Annotated in this window: 13 protein-coding genes and 1 pseudogene; 12 read left to right on the top strand and 2 right to left on the bottom strand. The window is 47.1% G+C overall.

Features of this window, described 5'->3' with window-relative positions:
- Window positions 1-37 precede the first annotated feature (37 nt).
- The gene (galU, locus tag HWY38_RS10395) at window positions 38-931 is read right to left on the bottom strand and encodes a UTP--glucose-1-phosphate uridylyltransferase GalU (RefSeq protein ID WP_224181785.1); all 894 of its coding nucleotides are present in this window, start codon (window positions 929-931) and stop codon (window positions 38-40) included.
- A 39-nt stretch (window positions 932-970) separates the two neighbouring features.
- Window positions 971-1,389 (bottom strand): annotated as a pseudogene (locus tag HWY38_RS10390) (GtrA family protein).
- A gap of 222 nt (window positions 1,390-1,611) precedes the next feature.
- On the opposite strand from HWY38_RS10390, the gene HWY38_RS10385 reads away from it, so the two are divergent.
- From HWY38_RS10385 to bamA, 12 genes are all read left to right on the top strand, one after another.
- Window positions 1,612-2,379, top strand: a complete 768-nt coding sequence (locus HWY38_RS10385) for a 6-carboxyhexanoate--CoA ligase (protein WP_224181783.1) — start codon at window positions 1,612-1,614, stop codon at window positions 2,377-2,379.
- Window positions 2,379-3,725 carry an adenosylmethionine--8-amino-7-oxononanoate transaminase gene (gene bioA / locus HWY38_RS10380; protein ID WP_224181806.1) on the top strand — a complete coding sequence of 449 codons (1,347 nt, stop codon included), beginning with the start codon at window positions 2,379-2,381 and terminating at the stop codon, window positions 3,723-3,725. The genes HWY38_RS10385 and bioA overlap by 1 nt, the downstream gene beginning before the upstream one ends.
- Before the next feature lie 28 nt (window positions 3,726-3,753).
- Window positions 3,754-4,875 (top strand): 8-amino-7-oxononanoate synthase, encoded by a 1,122-nt coding sequence (gene bioF, locus HWY38_RS10375; protein WP_411908470.1) that lies wholly within the window; start codon window positions 3,754-3,756, stop codon window positions 4,873-4,875.
- Window positions 4,872-5,573, top strand: a complete 702-nt coding sequence (bioD, locus tag HWY38_RS10370) for a dethiobiotin synthase (RefSeq protein ID WP_224181782.1) — start codon at window positions 4,872-4,874, stop codon at window positions 5,571-5,573. Before bioF ends, bioD begins: the two co-directional genes overlap by 4 nt.
- 2 nt (window positions 5,574-5,575) lie before the next feature.
- Window positions 5,576-6,595, top strand: a complete 1,020-nt coding sequence (gene bioB / locus HWY38_RS10365; RefSeq protein ID WP_224181781.1) for a biotin synthase BioB — start codon at window positions 5,576-5,578, stop codon at window positions 6,593-6,595.
- Between the two features lies 1 nt (window position 6,596).
- Window positions 6,597-7,793, top strand: a complete 1,197-nt coding sequence (locus HWY38_RS10360) for a cytochrome P450 (RefSeq protein ID WP_224181780.1) — start codon at window positions 6,597-6,599, stop codon at window positions 7,791-7,793.
- A 302-nt stretch (window positions 7,794-8,095) separates the two neighbouring features.
- On the top strand, window positions 8,096-9,541 hold the full coding sequence (locus HWY38_RS10355) for a GntP family permease (protein ID WP_224181779.1): 1,446 nt from the start codon (window positions 8,096-8,098) through the stop codon (window positions 9,539-9,541).
- Window positions 9,542-9,565: 24 nt separating this feature from the next.
- On the top strand, window positions 9,566-10,267 hold the full coding sequence (locus HWY38_RS10350; RefSeq protein ID WP_017417905.1) for a CoA transferase subunit A: 702 nt from the start codon (window positions 9,566-9,568) through the stop codon (window positions 10,265-10,267).
- A 17-nt stretch (window positions 10,268-10,284) separates the two neighbouring features.
- Window positions 10,285-10,947, top strand: coding sequence for a CoA transferase subunit B (locus tag HWY38_RS10345; protein WP_007410136.1), 663 nt, complete (start codon window positions 10,285-10,287; stop codon window positions 10,945-10,947).
- 12 nt (window positions 10,948-10,959) lie between these two features.
- Window positions 10,960-11,745 carry a 3-hydroxybutyrate dehydrogenase gene (locus tag HWY38_RS10340; RefSeq protein WP_224181778.1) on the top strand — a complete coding sequence of 262 codons (786 nt, stop codon included), beginning with the start codon at window positions 10,960-10,962 and terminating at the stop codon, window positions 11,743-11,745.
- 558 nt (window positions 11,746-12,303) lie between these two features.
- Window positions 12,304-13,506 (top strand): bacillomycin D biosynthesis malonyl-CoA transacylase BamD, encoded by a 1,203-nt coding sequence (gene bamD / locus HWY38_RS10335; RefSeq protein WP_224181777.1) that lies wholly within the window; start codon window positions 12,304-12,306, stop codon window positions 13,504-13,506.
- Window positions 13,507-13,525: 19 nt separating this feature from the next.
- Complete coding sequence (gene bamA, locus HWY38_RS10330; RefSeq protein WP_224181776.1) at window positions 13,526-25,474, top strand: bacillomycin D hybrid PKS/NRPS BamA; 11,949 nt, start codon at window positions 13,526-13,528, stop codon at window positions 25,472-25,474.
- The last annotated feature ends 39 nt before the right edge of the window (window positions 25,475-25,513 follow it).

Raw genomic sequence — 25,513 nt, 5'->3', positions numbered from 1 at the left:
TGACTGATTGACAAGCAAAATGGTTACAAATTATTTTTTAACGCACGATTTCTTCAGATTCTCTTTTTAACACCTCTTCTAAATAAGCTAAAAGTTTCGGTCTCATTTCTTCCCGCAGAAGCCCGATCTCCGTGCCGGCCTTAAAACAGCCGAACTTATCTCCTATATCAAACCGGCTTCCTTCAAGCTCCCGCGCGTAAATGCTTCGGGTGCGGCACACTTCGCGCAGCGCGTCTGTCAATTGGATTTCGTTGCCCGCGCCTCTTCCGATCGTCTTCAGCGTTTTAAAAATAGCAGGGGTTAATATGTAGCGGCCCATCACGGCAATATGAGAGGGCGCCTTTTCAACAGCCGGTTTCTCAATCAGATCCTCAACCTGGTACACATGACCGCTCTGCCGCCCCGTCTGTATAATACCATATTTGCTGACATCAGCAGGATCGACGGGCTGTACGCCGATCGTTTCTGTACCGTGTTGGTTATAGACGTCTATGAGCTGTGAGAGAGCGGGAGTGTCAGATACCATAATATCATCACCTAAGAGAACGGCAAAAGGCTCATCTCCGATAAAATGCTCCGCACACAGCACCGCATGTCCTAATCCGAGCGGTTCTTTCTGACGGATGTAATGAATATTGGCCAAATCGGCAATCCGCTGCATTTCCTTCAGCGTCTCCGTCTTGCCTTTTTCCTGCAGATTGAATTCCAATTCCGCCGACCGGTCAAAATGATCTTCAATCGAGCGTTTGTTTCTCCCTGTAATAATCAATATATCTTCAATTCCTGCCGCTGCGGCCTCTTCGACAATATATTGGATGGCCGGTTTGTCGACAATCGGCAGCATTTCTTTAGGCTGCGCCTTAGTCGCCGGCAGAAATCTCGTTCCTAAACCTGCTGCGGGAATGACCGCTTTTCTCACTTTTTTTCTCATTCATCTTCACTCCTGATCCTGTATGTTTTTCAGCGAATCTCAAAATACCCAGATTCGGTTTCCGATAAAATTCATCATCATTCCGCCGATAGTGGCGGCGAACTTACTCACCAATAGCGAACAGCCGCCTTTTTGAAACGCGTAAAGCAGCAAAAAGGTGATTCCCGACGCGGCAAGATTAATCATGAGAAATCGCATGATCTCTTTCCCGTCAGCCTTGCGTTTTACACGAAACGTCCACTTCCGGTTCCATACATAGCTGTTGATGATCCCTGCCGAATAGGAGCAGATCTGCGCCGGAAGATAGGGGACATGACAAGCGGCGAGAAGAAAGAAGACACCAAAATCAATCAGCGTATTGCCGACGCCTACAGTGCAAAAACGGCCTGCTGTCTTTACTTTTTCTTTCAGCATAACGGTGACCTCCCCTCATAATAAGATGCGGTTCGCTGTCCTATTTGTTGATATGGATTACTTTAGCGGACAGTGTTGAATAAACAATTACTAAAATATGAACAAAACATGAAAACGTAATGAGGCTTTGCAAAACTCATTAAGTTAACATTTTGATAGTTTAGGTTGACATATTCCGTGGAGGGCACTAATATTCTGTATAAGTGTTAACCTTTAATTATTTTGGTTAACATTAAATTTCAAAGTGAAAGAAAGGAGGGGAATATATGCGGGAAGAAACCTATTACAGCGTCAGAATGAGAGCTTCCCGAAACGCCCCCCATGAGCAGGGCGGAAAACACATTTCCGGCGGAGAACGGCTCATCACTTACGGCGGTTTACAGGAAGCGGTAGATGGCTTATTACATAAAGGCTTCTCACACTCAAGAGGGATACCTGATTTTATGCAGATTCAGCTTGAAAGCGTTAATGAACCGATCGAAACGATCCGCCCTTTGCCGGTTGCTTTCCATCAAACAGACACGCCGGAAAAAGGACAAGCAATCGCCCGCAAGCTTCTGCAAAAGGCGGGGATTCCCCCGCACATGATAGAGAAAGCGTATGAAAACATTGCGGAATATGCAGAAGCAAGAGGAGCGGTTCTGTTTGATATCCGGGCAGGAGAACGCATTGACGGCAGAGGAAATAGAGGTGTGCGGGTATCCCGAGTGGATTGGCCGTCACATGATTTTCAAAAATGGGCTTTTACGCACAACATGCCGGAAAATTCACGAATAAAAGAAGCACATGCCATCGCGGCAAAAGTTTGCGCATATCCAGAGATTATTGCTGAATTGTGCTGGTCGGATGACCCTGATTACATAACAGGCTATGTTGCCGCAGAGAAGCTGGGATATCAGCGGATTGCCAAGATGAAAAATGCCGGAGATGAAAGCGGCTGCCGGATTTTCTTTACAGATGGCTCCATAGATACGGAGAGCTGTATCCATTTTTTAGAGAAGCAGCCTGTATTCATTCAGCGGGAGGAGAAATGATGAAACAATCAATGATTGAAAAAAGCAAAAAGCATCTTTGGCTGCCTTTCACACAAATGAAAGATTACGATGAAGATCCGTTAATCATTGAAAGCGGAAACGGGATCATGCTGAAAGACATCAGCGGCAAAGAATATTATGACGGCTTTTCTTCAGTATGGCTCAATGTACACGGCCACCGCAAAAAAGAAATGGATGAAGCGATTCAAAAACAGCTTGAAAAAATCGCTCATTCAACCTTGCTGGGTATGACGAACGTTCCCGCAACAGAACTTGCCGAGATGCTGACAGGTATCGCACCGGAAAAGCTGACACGCGTTTTTTACTCCGACAGCGGAGCGGAAGCAATGGAAATCGCTCTGAAAATGGCCTTTCAATACTGGAAAAACATAGGGAGACCCGAGAAACAGACATTTATTTCTATGCAGAACGGCTATCACGGCGATACGATCGGAGCCGTCAGCGTCGGCTCCATTGAACTCTTCCACCATGTGTACGGCCCGCTGATGTTTGAAAGCTACAAAGCCCCGATTCCGTATGTATACAGATCTGAAAGCGGCGACCCTGTACAGTGCCGGGATGAATGCCTTCACGCGCTCGAACAGCTGCTTGCAAAGCACCACGAAGAGATTGCCGCACTTACGATTGAATCGATGGTGCAAGGCGCATCCGGGATGATCATCATGCCTGAAGGCTTTCTGGCAGGCGTACGAAAGCTGTGTACGGCATATGATGTGTTAATGATCGTTGACGAAGTGGCGACGGGGTTCGGCCGCACCGGAAAAATGTTTGCCTGTGAGCATGAAAATGTCCAGCCGGACTTGATGGCGGCAGGGAAAGGCATTACGGGAGGCTATTTGCCGATCGCTGTGACGTTTGCCACAGAAGCCATTTATGAAGCCTTCTACGATGACTACGACAAAATGAAAACATTTTTCCACGGCCATTCCTATACAGGAAATCAGCTTGGCTGTGCCGCGGCAATTGAAAATCTGCGTTTATTCGAATCAGAGCGCATCGTTGAACAAGTCGCCGAAAAATCAAAAACGGCAGCGAAATTTCTTCATGATCTGAAGCAGCTTCCTCATGTCGGCGATGTCCGCCAGCTCGGTTTCATGTGCGGCATAGAGCTTGTGCAGGATAAGGGGACAAAACAGCCTTATCCGCCTGAAAAGCGGATGGGATACAAGGTGTCCTTGAAAATGAGAGAGCTTGGTATGCTGACACGGCCGCTCGGAGACGTCATCGCCTTTCTGCCGCCGCTTGCCAGCACAACCGATCAGTTACAAGCCATGATCTCCATTATGAAAGAAGCGATAGCCGAGGTGACCGGCCGTAGATTTTGACGGATGGCTCCTCGGAAGGCTCGATGCGGTGAAAAGAGACGGGCTGTATCGGACGCTGCGAACACAAGATACCGCTCTCAAAACCAAAGGGCAAAAGCGGCAGACCTGGGCGTCCAATGACTATTTAGGCCTGTCAAAAGATGAGCGGCTGATCACAGCCGCGCAAACGGCGCTGAGCCGGTTCGGAGCGGGAAGCGGCGGCTCACGGTTAACGACAGGAAATACTGTGTGGCACGAAAAACTTGAACAAACAATCGCGGACTTTAAACAGACGGAATCGGCTTTATTGTTTTCAAGCGGTTACTTGGCGAATATCGGCGTGCTTGCCTCACTGCCTCAAAAAGGCGATGTCATTTTAAGCGATCAACTGAACCATGCGAGCATTGTTGACGGCTGCCGTTTATCAAAAGCGGAAACCATCGTGTACCGCCATATTGATATGGCTGATCTTGAGAAAAAACTTGCCTCCGTCCAGGCTCGGAACCGCCGCTTTATCGTCACAGACGGCGTCTTCAGCATGGACGGCACCATCGCGCCTCTTGACCGCATAATGGCGCTTGCAAAGCAGTACCAGGCATTTGTGATAGCAGATGACGCGCATGCGACCGGTGTACTCGGGGAAAACGGCGGGGGAACCAGTGACTATTTCGGTGTTTGTCCGGATGTTGTCATCGGCACATTAAGCAAAGCTGTAGGAACGGAAGGCGGTTTTGCTGCAGGATCAAACATTTTCATTGATTTTTTGCTGAATCAGGCGCGGACGTTTATTTTTCAGACGGCCCTCCCGCCGTCAATTTGTGCGGCTTCACATACGGCATTTGACATCATATCAGATATGCACGATACGCGCCGTGAGCTGCAATCATCTGTCAAAACGATAAAAACGCGTCTGGCCGATATGGGCTTTACCGTAAGAGGCGGAGATACACCGATTATCCCCGTTATCATCGGTGATGCAAAAACAGCGGTTTCAGCCGCTGCGCTGCTGGAGAAAAAGGGAATCTGCGCCCCGGCCATCCGCCCGCCCGCCGTTCCGGAAGGCGAAAGCAGAATCAGACTGACCGTTACGGCGGATCGCAGCTTACAGGACATAGACGAGCTGACAGAAGCATTTGACTCCATCAGAAAAGAGCTGAATATAAACAAATGAGAAGTTTTTTTGTTACAGGAACAGATACCGGCGTCGGAAAAACCATCATTTCTTGCGGACTTGCCGCGGCATTCCGGCAGAAACAGGCGGATATCGGAGTGTTTAAGCCGTTTTTAAGCGGCGTGCCGCGGACTCATCCGGAAAGTGACACCTCGCTCTTGAAAGACATGTCACAAACCGCACTGTCTCATGAAGAAATCACGCCATTTGAATGGAAAGAGCCGCTTGCGCCGTACACGGCCGCCATGCTTGAGGGGAAATCCGTGAGCATGGCGGATGTCATGGCACACTGGAGTAAGATCAAAAATCGTCATGAGTGTTTCATCGTTGAGGGGGCAGGCGGCATTTCCGTTCCGCTTGGTGAAAATTACTTAGTCAGTGATCTGATAAAAGCCTTGGAATTGCCGGCAGTGATTGTGGCCAGGCCTGATCTCGGAACCATCAACCACACATATTTAACCGTTGAATATGCGAAAAACATGGGGATAGAGGTTCTCGGCATTATTATCAACGGCGTAAAGAGCCGGCCGGGGCTGGACGAAAAGACAAACCCGAGCATGATTGAAACATTATGCAAAGTTCCGATTTTGGGAATCACACCGAAGCTGGATCACGTTTCACCGGAAAACATTCAACACATGATTGAGAAACATATAGATGTTTCCTCTTTCATGAATCTGACACAAATGGGGAGATAAACATGAATCAATGGATGGATCTTGCAGAGAGAGTGCTGGACGGGGCGGAAGTAACGAATCAAGAAGCGCTGGCCATTTTAAATTGTCCTGATGAGGATCTTTTATTGCTGATGCATGCCGCTTTTCATATCAGAAAACGATTTTACGGAAAAAAAGTAAAGCTGAATATGATTATGAATGCAAAATCAGGCCTGTGTCCGGAAAATTGCGGGTACTGTTCACAATCTTCAATATCAAAAGCGCCGATTGAGTCTTATCGGATGGTGGATAAGCATATATTGCTTAAGGGGGCAAAACGCGCCCACGACCTAAATATAGGGACATACTGCATCGTCGCCAGCGGGCGGGGACCGTCAAACAGAGAAGTAGATCAAGTTGTTGATGCTGTCAAAGAAATTAAAGAAACGTACGGTTTAAAAATCTGCGCATGCCTCGGTCTGCTGAAGCCGGAACAGGCAGAGCGGCTGAAACAAGCAGGAGTAGACCGGTACAATCATAACATCAATACATCACAAAGGAATCACTCAAACATTACGACCTCCCACACGTATGACGACAGGGTCAATACAGTGGAAACGGCGAAACAATCGGGGATGTCACCTTGTTCGGGTGTCATCGTCGGCATGAAAGAGACGAAACAGGACGTCATTGATATGGCGAAAAGCTTAAAAGCGCTTGACGCCGACAGCATCCCGGTTAATTTTCTGCATGCGATTGACGGAACTCCGTTAGAAGGGGTAAGCGAATTACATCCGATGTATTGCCTGAAAGTGCTCGCCTTGTTCCGTTTTATCAATCCGTCAAAAGAAATCCGTATCTCAGGAGGCCGGGAAGTCAACCTTCGTTCGCTGCAGCCGCTGGGACTTTATGCCGCAAATTCGATTTTTGTCGGAGATTACTTAACGACAGCAGGGCAGCATGAAACAGAGGATCATCAAATGCTCCATGATTTAGGTTTTGAAGTCGAATCCGTTGAAGAAATGAAAGCCGGCCTGCAATCCGCCTGCAATACGGAGGTATGAGATGACGGCAGGCCTATCGATTGCACATCCATCTCTCCATGCGGATTCGGATTTTTGGAATGACCCTTACCTGTTTTATGACAAACTGCGATCCATTGATCCTGTTTATAAAGGAACCGTATTAAAATATCCGGGCTGGTATGTCACCGGGTACAAAGAAGCGGCAGCGATTCTGAAAGACACGCGATTTAAAAACCGTATTCCTCTTCCGGAAGCTTCAACGAAATATCAAAATCTATCGCATATCCAGCACGATATGCTGTTATTTAAAAATCAATCAGACCATAAACGGATGCGGATGCTTATCGGTAAAGAATTTACCGCAAAGACGGCGGAATCACTTCGCCCCTGTATAAAAGAAACGGTTCATGACTTGTTGGATCAAGTCCAAATCAAAAAAAACGCGGACCTTGTTTCAGAGTTTGCCTTTCCATTGGCAAGCCTTATCATTGCGGAGATACTCGGAGTGCCGAAAGAGGAGAGATATCAATTCAGACAATGGACGGCAGACGTCATTCAGGCCATTGATCTTACCCGATCAAGAAAGACGTTAGTCAGAGCAAGCGACACCGCAGGCAGGCTCACGTCATATTTCAGAGATTTGATTCACAAGCGGAAAGCTCACCCTCAGCAAGACTTGATCAGCAGGTTTATTATGGAGGAACAGCTTTCAAAAGAGGAAGTGCTCGCGACATGTATCTTACTTGTCATAGCCGGACACGAGACGACGGTAAACCTCATAAGCAACGGTGTGTTTACTTTATTGAAACACCCTGAACAGCTTAGCGCACTGAGAGAAAACCCCTCGCTTATTGAAACTGCAGTTGAGGAATGTTTGCGCTACGACAGCCCCGCGCAGCTGACGGCACGCACCGCCTCAGAAGACTGCGAAATAAATGGGAAGACCATAAAAAAAGGAGAGCAGGTATATATCCTTTTAGGGGCAGCCAATCGCGATCCAAGCATATTCGATCAGCCTCACAAAATGGATATCCAAAGAAAACCGAATCCGCATCTTGCATTCGGAAAGAACGCCCATTTTTGCATAGGCTCCTCATTAGCGCGCATCGAAGCACAAATTGCAATTCTCACACTGTTTGAGCGGATGCCTAAACTTCGGCTGGCCGCACACCGCCTTGAATACCGCAAGCTCATTGGTTTTAGGTCGCTCAAAGAGCTTCCGGTTGTTATTGGCTGAATGACCATGCAGGAGGGCCGGATTTTATCGGTTCCTCTTGCAGGAAATAAATGAAAGAAAAAAGAATACATATTTATAAAGCAAAAATCCTCTCTGATCCATCTCACTATCCCTAAAAAAACTCACTGCTCAGCCAATCAATATAATGCAGCAAGGGTCTCCTTTTCTTTCGCCAAAACGGAGAATTCACCATAATGCACATTTTTTCAGCCTCAAAAACTGTGCAAAACCGGCATGTTTTTGCTTTATTTTCTTGATTTTTGTAAGCGCTTACTAATATTGAGCAGAAAAGAGGGGGATTTGTGGACATTGTTATTATTTTATTGGCATTAGGCATGCTGATGTTTGCGGCTTACCGGGGCTTTTCAGTCATTTTATTCGCTCCGATTTGTGCACTGTTTGCCGTGCTTCTTACAGATCCAAGCTTCGTACTTCCTTTCTTCTCGAATATATTTATGGAGAAGATGGTAGGATTTATTAAGCTGTATTTTCCCGTATTTCTTTTAGGGGCCGTTTTTGGCAAGGTTGTTGAAATATCCGGGCTCGCCGAGTCGATTGCAAAAACAATCGTCAGGCTTGTGGGAGCAAAAAGAGCCATTCTCGCCATCGTCTTAATGGGTGCGATTTTAACGTACAGCGGCGTCAGTCTCTTCGTAGCGGTGTTTGCCATTTATCCGTTTGCTAAAAACCTATTTATGAAAGCTGATATTCCCAAGCGTCTGATACCCGGTACGATTGCATTGGGCGCCTTTACATTTACAATGGATGCGCTTCCCGGCACACCGCAAATTCAAAATGTCATTCCGACCGCTTTTTTTAAAACAAACATTTATGCCGCTCCCTGGCTCGGACTGATTGGTGCAGCATTTGTGCTTACGGCCGGAATGATTTATTTAGAATCCCGGCGCAAAAAAGCGGCCAATGCCGGAGAAGGCTATGCTGGATTTCAATCTGAAGTTTCCGCTGCAGAGGAATCCTCAGGTCTGGCTAATGAAAAACATACGCCTGTTTTACCCCAGGAGACAGAACCCAGCCTCGCGCGGCAAGTGCTCGCCTTTGTTCCGCTTATCCTTGTGGGGGTCATGAACAAATGCTTCACGATGTGGCTCCCGCATTGGTACCCTGACGGATTTGATTTTGCGCCGCTCGGCTTAGAAGCGTTCGGGAAGATTGACCTTTCCGCCGTCACTGCGATCTGGTCAGTAGAACTCGCACTGTTCATCGGAATCATGACAACGATTTTGTTCGATTGGAAAAAAGTCCTCTTCAATTTGAAAGAAGGACTGAATGAGGGCATCGGGGGCGCCTTGCTGGCGTCGATGAATACAGGAGCCGAATACGGATTTGGCGGCATCATTGCGGCGCTTCCCGGCTTTAAAATGGTCAGCAGCGGCATATCGCAGACGTTTACAGATCCGCTCGTCAACGGAGCGGTGACGACCACTGCGCTTGCCGGGATTACAGGCTCGGCATCAGGAGGAATGGGCATCGCTTTAAGCACGATGTCAGCAGCGTATACAGAAGCAATCAATACATTCCACATCCCGCCGGAGGTCATGCACCGGGTAATTTCGATGGCCTCCGGCGGGATGGACACTCTTCCGCATAATGGCGCCGTCATTACGCTGCTCGCGGTCACCGGGTTGACCCACCGCCAATCCTACAGGGATATCTTTGCCATTACCGTCATTAAAACAGCCGCTGTGTTTGTCATCATCGCCATTTACAGTCTGACGGGCCTTGTGTAGCCAAAACAGAAAGGGGAAACGAATATGGGAAAAGGAAAAGTAATGGACTCTTATCAAGATGCTGCTGCACTGATCAAGGACGGAGACACCCTCATCGCAGGAGGCTTCGGCTTGTGCGGCATTCCGGAACAATTAATTCTCGCGATCAGGGACAGCGGCGTGAAAAACTTGACCGTTGTCAGTAATAACTGCGGTGTTGATGATTGGGGGTTAGGCCTCTTGCTTGCAAACCGGCAGATCAAAAAAATGGTCGCATCCTATGTCGGAGAAAACAAAACCTTTGAACGGCAGTTTTTAAGCGGGGAGCTGGAAGTCGAATTGGTGCCCCAAGGAACGCTCGCAGAAAGAATTCGCGCGGGAGGGGCGGGCATTCCGGCGTTTTATACACCTGCGGGCGTCGGAACATCAGTAGCTGAGGGAAAAGAACATAAGACATTTGACGGGCGCACCTACCTTCTGGAGAAAGGGATTACAGGGAACGCCGCCATCGTAAAGGCCTGGAAAGCCGATCCTCTGGGCAACCTGATGTTCAGGAAGACGGCAAGAAATTTCAATCCGCTCGCTGCAATGGCAGGCAAAGTGACGATTGCAGAGGCTGAAGAAATCGTCGATGCCGGAGAGCTTGATCCGGATCAAATTCATACGCCGGGTATTTTTGTGCAGCACGTGCTGCACGGCGGGATTCATGAAAAACGGATTGAACGCCGCACCGTCCGGCAAGCATGATAAAGGAGGCTGACAGAATGAGAGATAGCAGAAAACGAATGATCAAACGGGCTGTAAAGGAAATTAAGGACGGAATGAATGTGAACTTGGGGATAGGGATGCCGACGCTTGTAGCCAATGAGATACCGAATGATTATAACGTCCTGCTTCAGTCTGAAAACGGCTTGCTCGGGATCGGGCCTTATCCGGCGGAAGGAACGGAGGACCCCGATCTGATCAATGCAGGAAAAGAAACCATTACCGAGGTAAAGGGAGCCTCGTATTTTGACAGTGCCGAATCCTTTGCCATGATTCGCGGCGGCCACATTGATGTAGCGATCCTCGGCGGGATGGAAGTGTCCGAACGGGGAGATTTGGCGAACTGGATGATCCCAGGAAAAATGATCAAAGGAATGGGCGGGGCCATGGACTTGGTCCACGGAGCAAAACGGATTATTGTCATTATGGAACATGTTAATAAATATGGGGAATCTAAAGTGAGAACGGAATGTACGCTGCCTTTAACCGGCAGGCAGGTGGTCGATCGGCTGATCACAGATTTGGCTGTATTCGATTTTCATGATGGCCGTATGACGCTCACCGAACTGCAGGAAGGTGTAACTATGGAGGAGGTCTTTGAGAAAACAGAAGGTCATTTTACTGTCAGCCAGTCGTTAAAAAACGGGGTCAGACCAAAATGAGGAGGTGCCGTCATGCATTCATTGCTTATTGAAAAAACAGCCGTTGTAACAGGAGCAGCCGGAGGAATCGGGCTTGAAATCGCAAAAGAATTCGCCCGTGAAGGAGCAGCCGTCATCATCTCTGATGTAAACGAACAAGCAGGGAAAGAAGCGGCGGCAAGACTGACAGATGAAGGCTGTGAAGCAGTCAGCATCACATGCGATGTAACAAATGAAAAGCAAGTGGCCGACATGCTGCAGACGGTCGAGAAACAATTCGGACGTCTCGATATTCTTGTGAATAATGCCGGCATTCAGCATGTCGCGCCCATCGAGGAATTTCCCACCGAACAGTTTGAACGGCTCATTCGTCTCATGCTGACCGCGCCATTTATCGCAATGAAGCATGCATTTCCCATTATGAAAAAACAGCAATTCGGTCGAATCATTAATATGGCGTCTGTCAACGGACTGATCGGTTTTCACGGGAAAGCGGCATATAACAGCGCCAAGCACGGTGTCATCGGTTTAACGAAAGTCGGCTCACTTGAAGGCGCGGCTGACGGCATTACCGTCAACGCGCTTTGTCCGGGATATGTGGACACTCAGCTTGTCCGCAATCAGTTAAAGGACATTTCCGCAACAAGGAATGTACCGTACGAGCGGGTGCTTGAGGACGTCATCTTTCCGCTCGTTCCCCAAAAACGGCTGCTGTCAGTGAAGGAAATCGCTGATTACGCCGTATTTTTGGCCAGCGACAAAGCAAAAGGGGTCACAGGTCAGGCCGTAGTCATGGATGGCGGGTATACCGCTCAATAGTTCTTATACTTTTTTAAAAAACAGCCGCTCTGAACGGCTGTTTTTTTATGCCTGAAAACCTTGTTCACTCAATAGGCCGATTACTGCGTCAATCGGTATCCAGTCTGGGTCATTCACATGTTCTGCGGCGTATTTCGCCCTTGCGGATTTTCCCCATCCAGATCCATCTCTTGCGCCGCATTTATAATCAAGCGCAATCAGTTTACAATCCTTCACAGATACACAAATGAATTTTTACAATAAACAGAAAATATGTAATTTCTGACACAATAATGCCAATAGCCCTAAAACATATGAAACATGAAGAGCGCGTTCTAAGTGAAGAAGAGCCGGTAACAGGCTCCACGCCGGCTTTCATCATCACTCTTTAAGACTGATTTTCGGTGAAACCCCCATGTTTTATTTTATGAATAAATATATCTAATTCGTTTGTGAAAACGAACAATAACTCCTCCGAAAGTATTCTATACACATTTGTTATAATCATGCTAGGATGTTAGATAAAGGGATATTTTGTAGGATATTGTATCCCTTGTTCAATATGATCGGAGGAATCTCATGAACAATCTTGCCTTTTTATTTCCTGGACAAGGGTCTCAATTTGTAGGAATGGGCAAACAATTTTGGAATGATTTTGTGCTCGCAAAGAGATTGTTTGAAGAAGCGAGTGATGCGATCTCCTTGGATGTAAAAAAACTGTGTTTTAACGGAGATATGAATGAATTGACAAAGACAATGAACGCGCAGCCCGCTATTTTAACGGTCAGTGTCATTGCTTTTCAAGTGTATATGCAGGAAATAGGGGTGAAGCCACGCTTCCTGGCAGGCCATAGCTTAGGCGAATATTCAGCGCTTGTCTGTGCCGGCGCCCTTTCTTTTCGGGATGCCGTTACACTTGTAAGGGAGCGGGGAATTCTTATGCAAAATGCGGATCCTCAGCAGCAGGGGGCGATGGCCGCCGTGACTCACCTCTCTCTTCAAACCTTGCAGGAAATATGTTCGAAAGTGTCGACGGAAGACTTTCCGGCAGGAGTAGCCTGCATGAATTCAGAACAGCAGCATGTGATTTCCGGCCACCGGCAAGCTGTGGAACGTGTCATCAAGATGGCGGAGGAAAAGGGTGCGGCATACACTTATTTGAATGTCAGTGCGCCTTTTCACAGTTCGATGATACGATCAGCCTCCGAACAATTCCAGACTGTATTACACCAGTATTCCTTCCGAGATGCCGCGTGGCCGATCATTTCAAATGTCACCGCGCGCCCTTACAGCAGCGGAAATTCGATCAGCGAACATCTCAAGCAGCACATGACGATGCCGGTTAGATGGACAGAATCGATGCATTACTTGCTTTTACATGGAGTCACAGAAGTCATCGAAATGGGTCCGAACAATGTCTTAGCCGGTCTGCTGAGAAAAACAACGAATCACATTGTACCTTATCCCTTAGGACAGACATCTGATGTTCCCCCGCTTTCCAATTCAGCGGAAAGAAAGAAACATATTGTCCATTTACGCAAAAAACAACTGAATAAATTGATGATTCAATCCGTCATTGCGCGAAATTACAACAAGGATTCAGCGGCTTATTCCAATATGACGACGCCATTATTTACGCAAATCCAAGAGCTGAAAGAGAGAATGAAAAGGCATGAAGACGTGCTTTCAGAACAAGAACTCGAACATTCGATCCATTTATGCAAATTAATTTGTGAAGCTAAACAGCTTCCGGCTTGGGAAGAATTGCGGATTTTAAAATAAAGCGCCCAGGAGGGGACCTATGTATACCAGTCAATTCCAAACCTTAGTAGAAGTCATTCGGGAAAGAAGCAATATCTCTGATCGCGGGATCCGTTTTATCGAATCCGATAAAAACGAGACGGTTGTCTCTTATCGCCAATTGTTTGAAGAGGCGCAAGGGTATCTTGGCTATTTACAGCATCTCGGCATTAAGCCGAAGCAGGAAATTGTATTTCAAATCCAAGAAAACAAATCATTTGTCGTTGCTTTTTGGGCTTGTATATTAGGAGGAATGATTCCGGTGCCGGTCAGTATCGGAGAAGATGATGACCATAAGCTGAAGGTCTGGCGCATTTGGAATATATTAAATCATCCGTTTCTGATTGCCTCTGAAAAAGTATTGGACAAAATAAAGAAATACGCTGCAGAACACGATTTACAGGATTTCCATCATCAATTAAACGAAAAATCTGACATCATTCAAGATCAAACCTACCATTACCCCGCTTCGTTTTATGAACCTGATGCGGATGAACTCGCCTTTATCCAATTTTCTTCCGGATCGACAGGAGATCCAAAAGGAGTCATGTTAACGCATCACAACTTAATACATAACACATGCGCCATTGGGACTGCCCTAGCCATTCATTCGAAAGACTCTTTCTTATCATGGATGCCTTTAACACATGATATGGGGCTCATCGCCTGCCACCTTGTTCCCTTCATAACCGGAATCAATCAAAATCTAATGCCTACAGAGTTATTTATTCGCAGACCTATTCTTTGGATGAAAAAAGCTCATGAACACAAAGCCAGTATTCTATCATCTCCTAATTTCGGGTACAACTACTTCCTTAAATTTCTGAAAAACGAACCAGACTGGGATTTATCCCACATCAAGGTCATCGCAAACGGTGCAGAACCGATATTGCCGGAGCTGTGTGACGAATTTTTGAAAAGATGCGCAGCATTCAATCTGAAAAGATCCGCCATTTTGAATGTTTACGGTTTAGCGGAAGCTTCGGTTGGAGCAGCGTTCTCTAAAATAGGTAAAGAATTCGTTCCCGTTTATTTGCATCGTGACTATTTAAATCTTGGTGAAAGAGCTGTAAAAGTCAGCAAAGAGGACCAAAATTGCGCTTCATTCGTCGAAGTGGGACAACCTATTGACTATTGTCAGCTTCGGATCTCCGATGAAACAAATGAAAGAGTAGAAGATGGAATCATCGGCCATATCCACATCAAAGGAGACAATGTGACGCAAGGGTATTATAACAACCCCGAGAGTACGGAAAAAGCGCTGACTTCTGACGGCTGGGTAAAAACGGGAGACCTCGGATTCATTAGTGAAAGTGGTAACTTAGTCGTAACCGGAAGAGAAAAGGACATCATTTTCGTGAACGGAAAAAATATCTATCCGCACGATATTGAACGGGTCGCGATTGAAATGGAAGAGGTTGACTTAGGAAGGGTTGCCGCCTGCGGTGTATATGATCAAAAGACGCAAAGCGGAGAAATTGTGCTCTTTGTTGTTTACAAAAAATCACCTGAAAAATTCGCACCGCTTGTCAAAGAGATAAAAAAACATTTGTACAAGCGGGGCGGCTGGAGCATAAAAGAAGTCCTTCCGATCCGAAAACTCCCTAAAACAACCAGCGGAAAGGTTAAACGCTACGAACTTGCCAGACAGTATGAGGCAGGGAATTTTTCAACAGAGTCTGCCGCTATCAATGAATGTTTGGAGAGCAGCCCGGAAACATCCGGACAGACACCCATTCATGAGATAGAAACGGAATTGCTGTCTATCTTTTCCGAAGTGCTCGATGGAAAAAAGGTTCACCTCGCTGACAGTTATTTTGATATGGGAGCAAATTCATTACAGTTATCGCAGATTGCCGAGCGCATAGAACAGAAATTCGGACGCGAGCTTGCCGTTTCAGATCTCTTTACGTATCCTTCTATCACTGATTTAGCGGCATATCTGTCTGAAAGCCGGGCTGAAATCAAACAGGACGCGGCAGCGAAACCAAGCCATGTGACACCGAAAGATATCGCCATTATCGGGATGTCGCTCAATGTCCCGGGAGCGTCAACGAAAAGTGATTTTTGGAATCTGCTTGAAAAAGGTGAGCACAGCATTCGAGAATACCCCGAATCCCGGCTGAAAGATGCGGCGGATTATTTAAAGTCCATCCAAAGCGAATTCAATGAGAGTCAGTTTGTGAAGGGCGGCTATTTAGATGAAATCGACCGCTTTGACTATTCGTTCTTCGGTTTAGCTCCTAAAGCGGCTCAGTTTATGGATCCTAACCAAAGACTGTTTTTGCAGTCTGCATGGCATGCGATTGAAGATGCGGGCTATGCCGGCGGCAGCATGAACGGGAGCCGTGTCGGGGTATATGCGGGGTACTCGAAGGTGGGCTACGATTATGAACGTCTCCTTTCTGCGAATTATCCGGAGGAACTTCATCAATATATCGTGGGCAATCTCCCTTCCGTGCTAGCCAGCCGAATCGCTTATTTCTTAAATTTAAAAGGGCCGGCGGTCACAGTGGATACGGCATGCTCCTCATCGCTTGCCGCCGTTCATATGGCATGTAAATCTTTAATGTCCGGCGATTGTGAAATGGCTCTTGCCGGCGGTATCCGGACATCGCTCTTGCCGATCTGTATCGGACTTGATATGGAATCTTCGGACGGGTACACGAAAACGTTCAGCAAAGATTCAGACGGCACGGGCACAGGTGAAGGCGCGGCCGCAGTCCTGCTAAAACCTTTGCAGGATGCTGTTCGCGACGGAGACCATATTTACGGCGTAATCAAGGGAAGCGCGCTGAATCAAGACGGAACAACCGCCGGGATTACGGCACCGAATCCGGCAGCTCAGACTGAGGTCATTGAGACGGCCTGGAAAGACGCGGGCATTGCTCCTGAAACGCTATCTTTCATCGAAGCGCACGGCACCGGAACGAAGCTCGGCGATCCGGTTGAATTTAACGGGCTTTGTAAAGCGTTTGAAAAGTATACGGAAAAAAAACAATTTTGTGCGATTGGTTCTGTTAAATCGAACATCGGCCATTTGTTTGAAGCGGCAGGCATCGTCGGGCTGATCAAATCTGTCCTCATGCTGAATCACAAGAAAAATCCGCCGTTAGTGCACTTTAATGAACCTAATCCGCTCATTCATTTTCACTCATCACCATTTTATGTGAATCAGGAAGTTTCGGAGTTCACATCGGGTGATGAGCCGCTGCGAGGCGGAGTCAGCTCATTTGGCTTTAGCGGAACGAACGCTCATGTGGTACTGGAAGAATATATTTCTCAAAGTGAGTATGCACCCGAGGATGAACATGGGCCGCACCTATTTGTTTTATCCGCTCATACTGAAAAGTCACTCTATGAACTCGCACAGCAGTACCGGCAATATGTATCGGATGACAGCCAAGCTTCATTAAAGTCCATTTGCTATACAGCCAGTACGGGCAGGGCTCATTTGGATCATGGCATTGCCATGATTGTATCCGGTAAGCAAGAATTATCGGATAAGCTGTCCCGCCTGATTCAGGGAGACAGAAACCTTCCCGGTGTATACATCGGTTACAAGAATATGAAGGAAATGCTGCCTGCTCATAAAGAAGAGCTGAATCAACAAGCAGCCGCTCTGATTAAGCAGCGTTTACGTACGCAAGATGAACGGATCACATGGCTGCATCGCGCAGCCGAATTATTTGTGCAAGGAGCCGTTATCGATTGGCGCGCGCTTTATTCCGGTGAAACTGTACAAAAGACGCCATTGCCCCTGTATCCGTTTGAACGGAGCCGATGCTGGGCTGAAGCTGACCAATTGCGCTTAAACGAGGGCGAAAAGAGAGGAGAAGCGGCATTGAATATCAATCAATCGAAGGCGCATATTGAATCCTTCCTGAAAACTGTAATCAGCAATGCTTCGGGGATCAGAGCGGAAGAACTCGATCTGAATGCTCATTTTATCGGGCTCGGAATGGATTCTATCATGCTGTCACAGGTCAAAAAAGCCATCGCGGACAAATTTGGGGCAGATATCCCGATGGATCGTTTTTTTGATACGTTGACCAACCTTCAAAGTGTCATAGATTACTTGGCTGATACCGTTCCATCGTCCTTTGCATCCGCTCCGCCTCAAGAGAATGTTCCGGCGCAGGAAAAACAGGTCATTTCAGAAGCGCAGCCAGAATCGGATCGCAGGGATGGTCATCAAGAGCATACGCTCGAAAAAATAATCGCATCCCAAAATCAATTAATTCAGGATGCCTTGCAAGCTCAATTAAATAGCTTTAATTTGCTGAGAAACAGCGGACATCATTCCGACGAGAAAGAATACGCTAAAGCGCAAGAGAAATCAATTCCTTCTGTCAAGCAGGGGCCTCCGACCGTCAATGCAGAACAGAAAGCGGCTCAAGAAGCGAAACCCTATGTTCCTTTCCAGCCTCAGAACCTGAATGATCAGGGACACTATACCGCACGGCAAAAACAATACTTAGAAGATTTCATCAAGAAATATGCAGATAAAACGAAAGGTTCCAAACAATATACGGACAACACCCGATTTGCTCATGCAAACAACCGCAATTTGTCCAGCTTCCGTTCGTATTGGAAGGAAATCGTATACCCGATTATCGCCGAACGTTCTGACGGTTCTAAAATGTGGGATATTGACGGAAATGAATATATCGATATCACCATGGGATTCGGGGTTAACCTTTTCGGGCATCATCCTTCCTTTATTACACAGGTTATCGATGATTCAACCCGTTCATCATTGCCTCCGCTCGGCCCGATGTCAGATGTCGCCGGTGAAGTTGCCGACCGGATCCGCACATGTACCGGAGTGGAAAGGGTCGCTTTCTATAATTCCGGAACAGAGGCCGTCATGGTTGCCCTGCGTTTGGCGCGGGCGGCAACAGGAAGAAAGAAAGTCGTGGCGTTCTCGGGATCTTATCACGGCACGTTTGACGGCGTATTAGGGGTTGCCGGAACAAAAGGCGGGGCTGCGTCTGCGAATCCGCTGGCTCCGGGCATACTGCAGAGCTTTATGGATGATTTGATTATTTTACATTACAACAATCCCGATTCGCTGGACGTGATCCGCAGTCTTGGTGATGAATTGGCAGCCGTACTGGTGGAACCGGTACAAAGCCGCAGACCGGATTTGCAGCCGCAGGCATTTTTGAAAGAATTACGGGCAATCACGCAGCAATCCGGAACAGCTCTGATTATGGATGAAATTATTACCGGATTTCGGATCGGTCTCGGCGGCGCACAGGAATGGTTCGGCATTCAGGCTGATTTAGTGACCTACGGAAAAATCATCGGCGGCGGACAGCCGTTAGGGGTAGTTGCCGGAAAAGCTGAGTTCATGAATGCGATCGACGGGGGTACCTGGCAGTATGGGGACGATTCCTACCCGCAAGACGAGGCGAAACGCACGTTTGTGGCCGGCACCTTCAATACTCACCCGCTTACCATGAGGATGTCATTAGCCGTCCTTCGCCATTTACAAACCGAAGGAGAACATCTGTATGAGCAGCTTAATCAAAAAACAGCCTACCTGGTCGATGAGCTGAATCACTGCTTCGAACAAGCGCAAGTGCCTATCCGCATGGTTCGATTCGGTTCTTTATTCCGGTTTGTCTCATCGCTTGATAATGACTTGTTCTTTTACCATCTCAACTATAAAGGGGTCTATGTATGGGAGGGACGCAATTGCTTCTTGTCTGCGGCGCATACCGAGGATGATATCGAAAATATTATTCAAGCGGTGAAAGACACGGTGGAGGATCTTCGCCGAGGCGGATTTATTCCGGAAGGCCCGGATTCCCCTGATGGCGGAGGCCGTAAAAAGTCCGGGACGCGCGAGCTTTCACCTGAACAAAAGCAGTTGGTTATGGCATCCCATTACGGGAATGAAGCTTCCGCCGCTTTAAACCAGTCCATTATGCTGAAAGTGAAGGGCGAACTGCAGTATACATCATTAAAACAAGCCGTCCGGCATATCGTTGACCGTCATGAAGCTTTACGTACGGTGATTCATCCCGATGATGAGGTACAGCAAGTGCAGGAAGGGATGAATATAGAAATACCAGTCATTGATTTTACCGGTCTCCCGCATGAACATCAGGAGCCGGAAATCCAAAAATGGCTGACAGAAGATGCCAAGCGGCCGTTTCATTTCCATGAACAAAAGCCTTTGTTTAGAATCCATGTACTTACATCGGCTCACAATGAACATCTGATTGTGCTCACGTTCCATCATATCATTGCCGATGGATGGTCAATCGCCGTTTTTGTTCAAGAACTGGAGAGCAACTACGCGGCAATAGTACAAGGAAAATCGATTTCACCGAAAGAGGCAGATGTTTCGTTTCGCCAATACTTAGACTGGCAGCAGGCACAGATTGACAGCGGCCAGTATGAAGAAGGGGTCCGTTATTGGCGGCGTCATTTCTCTGAACCGATACAGCAGCCAATTCTGCCGAGCACAGATTCTGTCCGTTATCCGGACGGGTATGAGGGAGACCGGTGTACCGTCAGGCTTGGACGGCCATTGAGCGAGGCTTTAAGGTCATTAAGCATTCAGATGAAAAATAGCGTATTTGTGACAATGCTGGGCGCATTTCATCTTTTTCTGCACCGGCTTACCAAACAGTCAGGCCTTGTGATCGGGATCCCCGCTGCAGGTCAATCGCATATGAAACAGCATGATCTGATTGGAAATTGCGTCAATATGATTCCGGTGAAGAACACATCTTCTTCAGAAAGCACTTTATCCGGTTATCTTGGCAGTATGAAAGAAAGCGTGAACCTTGCAATGCAGCACCAAGCCGTCCCAATGACATTGGTGGCCAGAGAGCTTTCGCACGATCAAGTGCCGCATATGCGTATTATCTTTAATTTAGACAGGCCTTTTCGAAAGCTGCATTTCGGAAAGGCGGAGGCGGAGCCCGTTGCATACCCGGTAAAATGCACCCTGTACGATTTATTTCTGAACATAACTGACGCGCATCAAGAATATGTTCTTGATTTCGACTTTAATACGAACGTCATCAGTCCGGAAATCATGAAAAAGTGGGGAGCGGGTTTTACAAAATTGCTGCAAAAAATGGTTGAGGGAGATTCAATCCCTCTTGACGCCATGATGATGTTTTCCGATGAAGAACAGCAAGATTTACAAGCACTTTACGCCGATCACCAGAAGCGGGTCTCTTCAATAGCAAGCAATACGGCAAATTTTACTGAAGCCTACGAGGCGCCGGTAAATGAAACGGAGCGGCAGCTGGCACGGATTTGGGAGGAGCTTTTCGGCCTTGAACGGGTCGGCAGATCAGATCGCTTTCTGGCTCTGGGAGGAAACTCACTCCAGGCGACGCTTATGCTTTCCAAAGTTCAGAAGACATTTCATCAAAAGGTTTCCATCGGACAATTTTTCAATCACCAGACTGTTAAGGAATTAGCACGTTTCATTCAGAACGAAACGAAAGTCGTGCACCTCCCGATGAAGGCTGCCGAGAAAAAAGCGTATTACCCGACATCGCCGGCGCAGCAAAGAGTATATTTCCTGCACCAACTGGAACCGGATCAGCTGGCGCAAAATATGTTCGGCCACATATCAATAACAGGGAAGTACGATGAGCAAGCCCTGATCTCATCTCTTCAACAAGTGATGCAGCGGCACGAAGCGTTTCGCACGTATTTCGACATTATAGATGGCGATATCGTTCAGAAACTTGAAAACGAAGTTGATTTTAACGTTCATGTCCGGACAATGAGCCGGGATGAATTTGATGCCTATTCAGACCGGTTTGTAAAACCGTTCCGCCTGGACCAAGCTCCGTTAGTTCGTGCGGAGCTGATCAAGATTGAAAACGAGCAGGCCGAACTGCTCATCGATATGCATCATATCATTTCGGACGGTTATTCCGTCAACATCCTTACAAATGAATTGCTGGCTTTATATCATCAGAAACCATTACCGGACATTGAATTTGAATATAAAGATTTCGCAGAATGGCAAAACCAACGGATGAATGACGATGCCATGAAGCGGCAGGAGACATATTGGCTGGAACAATTTCAAGACGAAATTCCCATCCTTGACCTGCCGACAGACGGTTCAAAAGCGGCAGAACGGTCTTCTGAGGGACAGCGTGTGACATGCTCCTTACAGCCGGATGTCATCCGTTCGCTTCAAGACTTGGCACAAAAGGCGGAAACGACTCTCTATACGGTGCTTCTGGCCGCCTATAATGTGCTGCTTCATAAATATACGGGACAAGAAGACGTTGTCGTTGGCACGCCTGCTTCAGGAAGAAATCATCCGGATATCGAAAAGATCATCGGTATTTTCATACAAACCATTGGAATCCGGACGAAGCCGCACGCCAATAGAACGTTTACGGATTATCTGGAAGAAGTAAAGCGGCAGACGCTTGACGCTTTCGAAAACCAAGACTATCCATTCGACCGGCTTGTGGAGAAATTAAATGTACAGCGGGAAACAACCGGAAAGTCTCTGTTTAATACGATGTTTGTGTTTCAAAACATTGAATTTCATGAAATCCGGCACAATGAATGTACATTTAAAGTGAAAGAACGAAATCCAGGGGTCTCTTTATATGATTTGATGCTCACGATCGAAGATGCCGGTCAACAGATAGAGATGCATTTTGATTATAAACCTGGACGATTCACAAAAGACACCATTGAACAGATCACCAGACACTATACCGCCATTTTAAACAGCCTTGCTGAGCAGCCGGAGATGACATTGTCTTCTGTTCCTATGCTGTCTGAAACCGAACGTCATCAACTGCTGACGGAGTGTAATGGCACAAAGACGCCGTATCCGCATAAGGAAACGGTATATCGGTGGTTTGAAATGCAGGCGGAACAGAGTCCCGATCATGAAGCCGTTATTTTTGGCAATGAGCGGTATACGTACAGACAGCTCAATGAACGGGCGAACCGATTGGCGCGGACGTTACGGACAAAAGGCGTACAGGCGGATCAATTCGTTGCTATCATCTGCCCGCATCGGATCGAGCTGATTGTCGGAATTTTGGCTGTTCTGAAAGCCGGCGGCGCATACGTGCCCATTGATCCTGAATATCCGGAAGATCGGATTCAATATATGCTGAGAGATTCAAGAGCGGAGGTTGTGTTGACACAGCGCAGCCTGCTGGATCAATTACCGTATGATGGTGACATTGTGCTTTTGGATGAGGAAAACTCATACCATGAGGATCACTCGAATCTTGAATCGGACAGCGATGCGCATGATTTGGCCTACATGATCTATACGTCAGGTTCCACGGGAAATCCAAAAGGTGTACTCATTGAGCATCAGGGGCTGGCTGATTATATTTGGTGGGCGAAAGAGGTTTATGTAAGAGGTGAGAAAACCAACTTCCCATTATACTCTTCCATCTCTTTCGATCTGACTGTGACCTCGATATTTACACCGCTGGTTACGGGAAATACCATCATTGTCTTTGACGGCGAAGACAAAAGCGCTGTGCTTTCTGAGATTATGAGGGACTCAAGAATAGACATGATCAAATTGACCCCGGCACATCTGCACGTTATCAAGGAGATGAACATCGCTGGCGGCACCGCAATACGGAAAATGATTGTCGGCGGAGAAAATTTAAGCACCCGTCTGGCCAAAAGTGTCAGCGAGCAGTTTAAAGGCCGGCTGGACATTTTCAATGAATACGGACCGACAGAAGCTGTCGTCGGATGTATGATTTATCACTTCGACGCAGAACGGGACAAGCGGGAATTTGTACCGATCGGCACCCCGGCTGCCAACACGGATATTTATGTGGCTGATGCAAGCAAAAATCTGGTTCCGATCGGGGTAATCGGCGAAATATATATCAGCGGACCGGGTGTTGCCAGAGGGTATTGGAACCGCCCGGATTTAACGGCAGAGAAATTTGTTGAAAACCCGTATGTCCCGGGAGCGAAGATGTACAAATCAGGGGATTTGGCTAAGCGATTGAAGGACGGAAATCTTGTATATATTGGGCGCGTTGATGAACAAGTCAAAATCAGGGGACACCGAATCGAGCTTGGTGAAATTGAAGCAGCATTGCATAACGCGGAAGCGGTGCAAAAAGCCGCGGTTACAGTGAAAGAAGAAGAAGACGGCTTAAAACAATTATGCGCGTATTACGTAAGCGACAAGCCTATAGCGGCTGCGCAGCTTAGGGAACAATTGTCATCGGGGCTTCCGGACTACATGGTTCCGACCTATTTTGTCCATCTGGAGCATATGCCGTTAACATCCAACGGGAAAATAAACCGTAAGGCACTGCCTGCACCGGAAGCGAGTCTGCAGCAGACAGCTGAATATGTTCCGCCGGGTAATGAGACGGAGTCCAAACTGACAGATTTATGGAAGGAAGTGCTCGGAATAAGCCATGCGGGGATCAAACATAATTTCTTTGATCTCGGAGGCAACTCCATCCGAGCGGCTGCCTTAGCCGCCAGAATTCACAAAGAGCTGGATGTGAATCTGTCTCTCAAAGACATATTCAAGTTTCCTACCATTGAACAATTGGCTGACAAGGCGTTACACATGGACAAAAACCGATATGTACCGATTCCGGCTGCAAAGGAAATGCCATATTATCCGGTTTCTTCAGCTCAGAGGCGTATGTATTTGTTAAGTCACACAGAAGGCGGCGAGCTGACTTACAATATGACGGGTGCCATGAATGTGGAAGGGACGATCGATCCCGAACGGTTAAACGCCGCTTTCCGAAAATTAATCGCGCGTCATGAAGCGTTGCGGACCAGCTTTGATTTATATGAAGGCGAGCCGGCACAGCGTATTCATCAGAACGTCGACTTTACGATAGAACGGATTCAAGCAAGCGAAGAAGAAGCGGAAGACCGTGTGCTTGATTTCATCAAAGCGTTTGACTTATCCAAACCGCCGCTGATGCGGGCCGGACTGATTGAAATTGAACCTGCGCGGCACGTGCTTGTGGTTGATATGCACCATATCATTTCTGACGGCGTGTCCGTCAATATTCTGATGAAAGATTTAAGCCGAATCTACGAGGGGAACGAACCGGACCCGCTCTCTATTCAATATAAAGACTTTGCAGTTTGGCAGCAATCGGACATTCAGAAACGGAACATCAAGAGCCAGGAAGCGTATTGGCTGGATCAGTTTCACGGTGATATTCCTGTACTGGATATGCCTGCGGATTATGAGAGACCTGCCATACGCGATTACGAAGGCGAATCATTTGAATTTCTTATACCCGAACACTTGAAACAGCGTTTAAGCCAAATGGAAGAAGACACAGGAGCAACACTGTATATGATTTTATTGGCAGCCTATACGATTCTTTTATCCAAGTACAGCGGACAAGAAGATATTATCGTAGGAACGCCGTCTGCCGGGCGGACTCATTTGGATGTAGAGCCGGTCGTGGGAATGTTCGTCAATACGTTAGTCATTCGCAATCACCCGGCGGGCCGTAAAACATTTGATGCCTACTTAAACGAAGTAAAAGAAAACATGCTGAACGCTTATAAAAATCAAGACTATCCGTTGGAAGAATTAATTCAGCATCTGCATCTTCCAAAAGATTCAAGCCGCAATCCTTTATTCGATACGATGTTTGTGCTGCAAAATCTCGATCATGCTGAATTGACTTTCGATTCTCTTCAACTCAAGCCGTATCCATTCCATCATCCGGTTGCCAAATTCGATTTGACCTTGTCGATTCAGGCGGACCAAGACAACTATCACGGACTGTTTGAATATTCGAAAAAACTGTTTAAGAAAAGCAGAATCGAGGTTTTATCAAACGACTACTTACACATTCTATCGGCGATTTTGGAACAGCCAAGCATTCTAATTGAACATATCGGATTGAGCGGCAGCAATGAGGAAGAAGAGAACGCGCTTGATTCTATTCAATTGAACTTTTAGGGAAAAGCATTATTTCTTTAAATTATATAAAATGAGGTG

Origin of the sequence: Bacillus sp. KS1, from assembly GCF_020075515.1 — a bacterium.
Classification (GTDB): Bacteria; Bacillota; Bacilli; order Bacillales; family Bacillaceae; genus Bacillus; species Bacillus velezensis.
Note: the sequence above shows the minus strand (reverse complement) of the source record. Positions and strands in the feature narration are given on the sequence as shown.

Coding starts and splice junctions, on each gene's coding strand:
- HWY38_RS10350 (WP_017417905.1), top strand. CDS start 9,566: ATGGGAAAAGGAAAAGTAATGGACTCTTATCAAGATGCTGCTGCACTG.
- bamA (WP_224181776.1), top strand. CDS start 13,526: ATGTATACCAGTCAATTCCAAACCTTAGTAGAAGTCATTCGGGAAAGA.
- bamD (WP_224181777.1), top strand. CDS start 12,304: ATGAACAATCTTGCCTTTTTATTTCCTGGACAAGGGTCTCAATTTGTA.
- HWY38_RS10385 (WP_224181783.1), top strand. CDS start 1,612: ATGCGGGAAGAAACCTATTACAGCGTCAGAATGAGAGCTTCCCGAAAC.
- HWY38_RS10360 (WP_224181780.1), top strand. CDS start 6,597: ATGACGGCAGGCCTATCGATTGCACATCCATCTCTCCATGCGGATTCG.
- bioA (WP_224181806.1), top strand. CDS start 2,379: ATGAAACAATCAATGATTGAAAAAAGCAAAAAGCATCTTTGGCTGCCT.
- HWY38_RS10345 (WP_007410136.1), top strand. CDS start 10,285: ATGAGAGATAGCAGAAAACGAATGATCAAACGGGCTGTAAAGGAAATT.
- HWY38_RS10340 (WP_224181778.1), top strand. CDS start 10,960: ATGCATTCATTGCTTATTGAAAAAACAGCCGTTGTAACAGGAGCAGCC.
- bioB (WP_224181781.1), top strand. CDS start 5,576: ATGAATCAATGGATGGATCTTGCAGAGAGAGTGCTGGACGGGGCGGAA.
- bioD (WP_224181782.1), top strand. CDS start 4,872: ATGAGAAGTTTTTTTGTTACAGGAACAGATACCGGCGTCGGAAAAACC.
- galU (WP_224181785.1), bottom strand. CDS start 931: ATGAGAAAAAAAGTGAGAAAAGCGGTCATTCCCGCAGCAGGTTTAGGA.